The following is a 6000-nucleotide window of genomic DNA, read 5'->3' as shown; positions in this document are numbered from 1 at the left end:
TCATGACTCCATTCTCTCAAAAGTTGGAGCCTCCTCAAAACCCGGGGCGATTCACTCCGGTCGAAATACGCGTGACTGGGATGAGTATTACCAAGAGGCTTCTCATGAACACGGGAACCTCGCTGTCTGCAAGTATATTCACGATTGGATCGATCCTGGCGACCTCGTGTGGACGCGTGACCCGTTCGGGAACTACTATCTTGCTCGTGTCCTGTCTAGGTGGGAATACTGGGCAACGGAAGAGGCCCGACGGCTCGACATTGATATCGCGAACATCTTTCGTTGCGAGCTTAAGCGAGTCGACACGGATGGGGTTCCGGGCAAGATCGTTGCGTGCTTTAGGGCCTCGCGCACCATTCAAAAGATTACGGATGATAAAGCATACGAATACTCGCGCTATCTATGGAACACCTTAAATGGTCAGGATATCTACGAGATCAACAAAGCTAAGTGCTTGGACGCTTTCATGATGCTCGACGCCGAGGAAACTGAGGACGTGGTGTTTCTTTATCTTCAAACGATAGGCTGGTACGTCGTGCCACATTGGCGGAAGGGTGACTCGATGACCTTCGAGTATCTGTGTGTCAATCCGCAGGATGGTCAAGTGGCAGGAGTTCAAGTGAAAACGGGAAACACACCGCTTAATAGGGATGATTATGCGCCCTTCCCGCATAAAGTATTCTTGTTTCAGACCAACGACATCTATTCTGGCGTTGGTGGGAGCAACATCGAGTGCATTTCCCGAGAACAATTAATGGTCTTTCTTGACAAAGCTGTCTCCTGGCTTCCGAAATCTTTACGGCGCAAATTCGAAATTGCAGGGCTGTCCTATGTTGCTGCCCAACAACCGGTTGCAGCGGAGCGTTAACCTTCTCGTCAAATCGATATGCGTTATCAAGGCCGAATTACCGCATGGAAGGATGACAAAGGCTTTGGCTTCGTCACACCCAACGGTGGTGGAGAACAAGTCTTTGTACATATCAACTCGTTTTCCAGCCGGCAGCGCCGGCCAGAAGGAAACGAACTCGTCACCTATGAACTCACGGTCGATGGTAAAGGTCGCTCCCAAGCGAAAGCTGTCGCGTTTGTTGGCGAACGGCCCACACCGCCTAAGGCTCCGGGCCGCAGCAGCCTTCCCCCACTATTCGCTGTTTGTTTCTTGGTCTTTGTCGTTGGTGTTGTCGTCACCGGCCGGCTTCCCAGTACTGTCCTCGCGCTTTACATCATTACAAGTATCGTTGCTTTCTCCGCCTACGCATTCGACAAATCCGCAGCCTTACGGAATCAATGGCCAACCCAAGAAAGTACATTACATTTATTCGCCCTTCTCGGTGGTTGGCCCGGTGCTCTGGCCGCACAGCGACTACTTCGGCACAAGTCAGCCAAAGCATCGTTCCAAACCACGTTCTGGGCTACTGTTATACTCAACTGCGGAGCACTCGGCTGGTTGTTGTCGCCTTCAGGTACAAGAACCCTTAACTCTTTGCTAGGTACCGTATGAGGCTAACAATTCATTTGCGCATAACCCCGCGCAAAGCTGGTGAATTCGGACATTAGAAGATGGGAACCATGAAAAATCTACTCATCATCGCCGTAATTGCTGGTGCCGGTTGATATGGGAACAATTGGTACAAACAACACCAATACAACCAGGTCTTTGCGGTGAAAAGTTACTTTGAACCAATCAGCACACAGCCAAAACCGATCAGTACACGATCAGAAGTATCATCTAGTTCATTCCGCTGCGACGGAAGAATGCATTGCTCGCAAATGACATCATGCGTAGAGGCCACATACTTTCTCAAAAATTGCCCCAGCACAAAAATGGATGGTGATGGAGATGGAATTCCTTGTGAATCCCAGTGGTGTTCTTCTGGTAGCGACGACAGCGAGAATAACCATCGTAGTCGTAGGCGCAGGTTCTGACACATCACCTTCTCTCAGACGTTATGTGGCACAGCATTACTTCTGGCGCGTAAGCCTCTCGAAGAACAAAAGAACACCCACTTTATTTCTGACAAGTGTAAACACCACGAAGGCTGCAGATCCTGCAGCCTTTTTTATGACACTCTCGCCCGGTTCAGCGCCGTCGTCCGCCACCAAAAATGGAACCCAGCACGCCACGGATCACCTGGCGCCCAAGCTGGGAACCAATGGTACGCGCCGTGCTCCTGGCTATCACCTCCATGATACCCTCGCGTCGTCCGCCGCGTGGTCCGGTGCTGCCTCCCAGCAATTCACCCCAGTTAAAGCCGCGATCGACCTCAGCCGATGCTTGTTCCGGCGATATTGCGGCACGCGCCTTGAGGATTTCATAAGCCGATTCCCGATCCACCAGCTGTTCATAATGCCCGTACAGCAGGGAGCTGCGAATGACCTGCTGGCGCTCGGCCTCGGTGGCCGGCCCCACTCGGCTGCCCGGCGGCACGATCAGGCCGCGCTCCACGGGGTGAGGACGTCCCTTTTCATCCAGTAGGGAAATCAGCGCCTCGCCCACGCCCATCTCGGTAATGGCCCCCTCCACATTGATTTGCGGATTGGGGCGAAAGGTCTCGGCTGCCGCCCGTACCGCCTTCTGGTCACGTGGCGTAAAGGCGCGCAGGGCATGCTGAACACGATTGCCCAGTTGTCCCAATACTGCATCCGGAATATCCAGCGGGTTCTGGCTGACAAAATACACGCCAACACCCTTGGAGCGGATCAGCCTCACCACCTGCTCAATTCTGGACAACAACGCGGCGGGTGCATCGTTGAACAACAGATGCGCTTCGTCAAAAAAGAATACCAGCCGGGGTTTTTCCACATCGCCCACTTCGGGAAGATTCTCGAACAGCTCAGAAAGCAGCCACAAAAGCAGCGTGGCATAAGCACGTGGTGAGTTATAAAGCATTTCTGCCGCCAGGATATTGATTACACCGCGTCCATCTTCGGCAGTCTGCATCAGATCATCGAAATTGAGCGCAGGCTCGCCAAACAGCTGGTCACCGCCCTCATGCTCCAGTTGCAACAATCTGCGCTGGATAGCACCAACGCTGGCGGTAGAAATATTGCCGTATTTCGCACTGTAGCTGCTGGCGTTCTCCGCCGCATGCTGCAACATCGCACGCAGATCCTTCAGATCCAGCAACAGCCAGCCATTGTCATCGGCAATACGGAATATCGCCGTCAGCACCCCGCTCTGGGTATCGTTCAGATTCAGCATGCGTGCCAGCAGCAGCGGCCCCATGTCGGATACCGTCGCTCGCACCGGGTGCCCCTTCTGGCCAAATACATCCCAGAACACCACCGGGCAGGCTGCGTAGCCAAAGCCCTTCAATCCCAGCTCCGCCACACGCGCTTCCACCCTGGCATTACCCCCACCCGGCTGGGACATACCGGAAAGATCACCTTTCACATCCGCCATGAACACCGGTACCCCGGCACGTGAAAATTGCTCTGCCAGACTTTGCAGCGTGATGGTCTTGCCCGTGCCGGTTGCCCCGGCAATCAGCCCGTGGCGATTGGCCATGCTCGGCAGGATGGCCAGTTCGGTGTTGCCGGATTTGGCGATGAGGAGAGGGTTGGTCATAAGAGAGTTCCTGAGGTAGTTACTCAAATTCAAGTTACACGGGCTCGGCCACACCGCGCTCGCCTCTATTCAATACATGATGTAGATCCTGGTGGCGTCACATTCTCGTACCCCGACAACTCCTGTATGGTGCGAATGTCATACCCGGCTTGCAGCAAATACATGGTAAATAAAGGATGCAACATATGGGGCATGGCCGGTTTATCATACCGGCATGACAGTAACAAGACAAACTATACATACTGCCCGGCCACGTAGCCCGAGGACCAGGCCCACTGGAAGTTGAAGCCGCCCAGGTGGCCGGTAACATCCACCACTTCACCGATAAAGAACAAGCTAGGCTGTTTGTTCGCCTCCATTGTCTGCGAAGATAATTCACGGGTATCTACCCCGCCCCGTGTCACTTCGGCCGTCCGGTAACCTTCAGTGCCAACCGGTTTGACATACCAGGCGTTGACAGCACTAGCCAGCGCCGCGAGCCGGGTATCAGATAAATTGGCCAATGGGCCGCTGTCGTTCCGTTCATCGCAAATGCTTTGGGCAAGCCGTCTGGGCAGGATTTCCGCCAGTGCGTTGTTGATATACAGCCTGGGCTGGCTTTGTTTTTGTTCTTTCAAAAACGCAAGCACATCCGTACCGGGTGCCAGATTGATCACAATCGGCTCTCCTTCTTCCCAATACGACGAGATTTGTAAAATGGAAGGGCCGCTCAATCCCCGATGGGTAAAAAGTAATCCTTCGGCAAAAACCTGTTTCCTGAAACGCACATCCGCCTCGACTGAAAGCCCGCTCAATGCCTGACAGCGCGCCAGCAATGCACCATCGAACACCAGTGGCACCAGCGCCGCGCGCGGCTGAATAATATTCAGCCCGAATTGTCTGGCAACCTCATAACCAAAAGGAGTCGCGCCGATCTTGGGAATCGAAAGACCACCCGTCGCAATCACCAGCGAAGCACAAATCTGCTCGCCCCGGCTGGTTTTGAGTCGATAACCGCCTGCCACGGTTTCGATGGCATGCACCTGCACCGGGTTTTCCAGTTTCACGCCTGCTTCGCGCGCTTCCGCCAACAGCATGGCGATGATCTGTTTGGCAGAATCATCACAAAACAACTGCCCCAGCTTCTTTTCATGAAAAGCGATGCCATGCTTGCGTACCAGCGCAATGAAATCCTGCGGTGTATAGCGCCTGAGTGCCGATTTACAGAAATGCGGATTCTGAGAGAGGTAACACTGGGGTTGGGTATGCAGATTGGTAAAATTGCAGCGCCCGCCGCCGGAAATGCGGATCTTCTCGGCGATTTTGGTGCTATGGTCGATCAGCCACACCCTGCGCCCACGCTTGCCCGCGTCGATCGCACACATCAATCCGGCCGCACCCGCACCGATGATGATTACATCAAAGGAATGAGTCATATATAAAAATAGTTAAGACCGATTCCCTGTCGATTCAAAGAAAATTGAACAATGAATAAATGCTTTCGCACCATCACGCTCTACTTCACACGCTTAATACCGGGTGTATTGCTGTTAATTGCCTTTACCCATCCGGCTTATGCACAAGCCAATGTAGTTGAAACATTGATCGAATTCAAGAATCCGGATGGACTCATCAGATCTCTGAAGCCAGCAGAACTGAATACCCTCGCCCAACAGAAAACCTTGAAAGTTTTTGAAGTACACGAAGGCAGGGAGCGGCAATACAAAGTTTATCCAGCACAATTAGTTTTTGACCAGATGTTCAGTCCAAGCTGGCGAACAGCGGATGAAATCATCTTCACCTGCCAGGATGGCTACCAGCCCAGTATTCCGGTTGCGAAATTCCTCACTTACGATGCTTATCTCGCCGTTGCCAGCGCGGACAACAAACCCTTTACACTCAGTAACGCGCTCCAGAATCATGAAGTTGTCGCGCTGGAACCAGCTTACCTGATATGGGATAACCTGAAATCTCCCGCCTTGCTCGATGAAGGCGCTTCCGATATGCCTTATCAGATTGCCCGTATTGAGCTGGTTTCTTTTGCAGCACGTTTTCCGGGAATGTTTCCACCAGCGGGTGAATCTGCGGAAACCAGGCGGGGATTTCTGTATTTTCGCAAATACTGCATGGCATGCCATACGATCAATGGTCAGGGAGGTGGCAAAGCACCCGAACTGAATTACCCGGTCAGCGTGACCGAATACTTCAAACCCGGATATCTGAAGCAATGGATAGATAATCCGGCCAGTCTGCGTTACAACACCACCATGCCAGCTCTGGCTGCCGCAATACCGGAACGGGAAAAGGTCATAGCGGAAATCATTGCCTATCTGACAGCCATGAGGGATGTGAAGCGCATGCGGCCTGCAGGAAACAGTAAAGAAACTTCTGAAAAACTACCTGCGTTGCCATTTCTGCGTTAAAAGTCGGCTCAAAATTCTCATTTATTACGT

6 protein-coding genes are annotated in these 6000 nt (G+C 52.8%); 4 read left to right on the top strand and 2 right to left on the bottom strand.

Annotated elements, in window-relative coordinates:
- The 3 genes from ABUL11_RS05210 to ABUL11_RS05200 all read left to right on the top strand — a co-directional run.
- A partial coding sequence (locus ABUL11_RS05210; protein WP_350282807.1) for a hypothetical protein occupies positions 1 to 868 on the top strand: 868 nt, incomplete at its 5' end.
- A gap of 18 nt (positions 869 to 886) precedes the next feature.
- Positions 887 to 1501, top strand: coding sequence for a DUF1294 domain-containing protein (locus ABUL11_RS05205; RefSeq protein WP_350282806.1), 615 nt, complete (start codon positions 887 to 889; stop codon positions 1499 to 1501).
- Between the two features lie 254 nt (positions 1502 to 1755).
- A complete protein-coding gene (locus tag ABUL11_RS05200) occupies positions 1756 to 1926 on the top strand; it encodes an excalibur calcium-binding domain-containing protein (protein ID WP_350282805.1) in 171 nt (56 codons plus the stop codon).
- 154 nt (positions 1927 to 2080) lie between these two features.
- On the opposite strand, the gene ABUL11_RS05195 is transcribed toward ABUL11_RS05200, so the two are convergent.
- Both ABUL11_RS05195 and ABUL11_RS05190 read right to left on the bottom strand, forming a co-directional pair.
- Positions 2081 to 3568, bottom strand: a complete 1488-nt coding sequence (locus ABUL11_RS05195; RefSeq protein ID WP_350282804.1) for a helicase HerA-like domain-containing protein — start codon at positions 3566 to 3568, stop codon at positions 2081 to 2083.
- Positions 3569 to 3801: 233 nt separating this feature from the next.
- Complete coding sequence (locus tag ABUL11_RS05190; protein WP_350282803.1) at positions 3802 to 4983, bottom strand: BaiN/RdsA family NAD(P)/FAD-dependent oxidoreductase; 1182 nt, start codon at positions 4981 to 4983, stop codon at positions 3802 to 3804.
- Positions 4984 to 5034: 51 nt separating this feature from the next.
- On the opposite strand from ABUL11_RS05190, the gene ABUL11_RS05185 reads away from it, so the two are divergent.
- Complete coding sequence (locus ABUL11_RS05185; RefSeq protein ID WP_350282802.1) at positions 5035 to 5970, top strand: cytochrome c; 936 nt, start codon at positions 5035 to 5037, stop codon at positions 5968 to 5970.
- The last annotated feature ends 30 nt before the right edge of the window (positions 5971 to 6000 follow it).

The sequence above is a fragment of the Nitrosomonas sp. genome (genome assembly GCF_040256045.1).
Classification (GTDB): domain Bacteria; phylum Pseudomonadota; class Gammaproteobacteria; order Burkholderiales; family Nitrosomonadaceae; genus Nitrosomonas.
The sequence above is the reverse complement of the archived record's forward strand: the minus strand, read 5'-3'. Positions and strand labels throughout refer to the sequence as shown.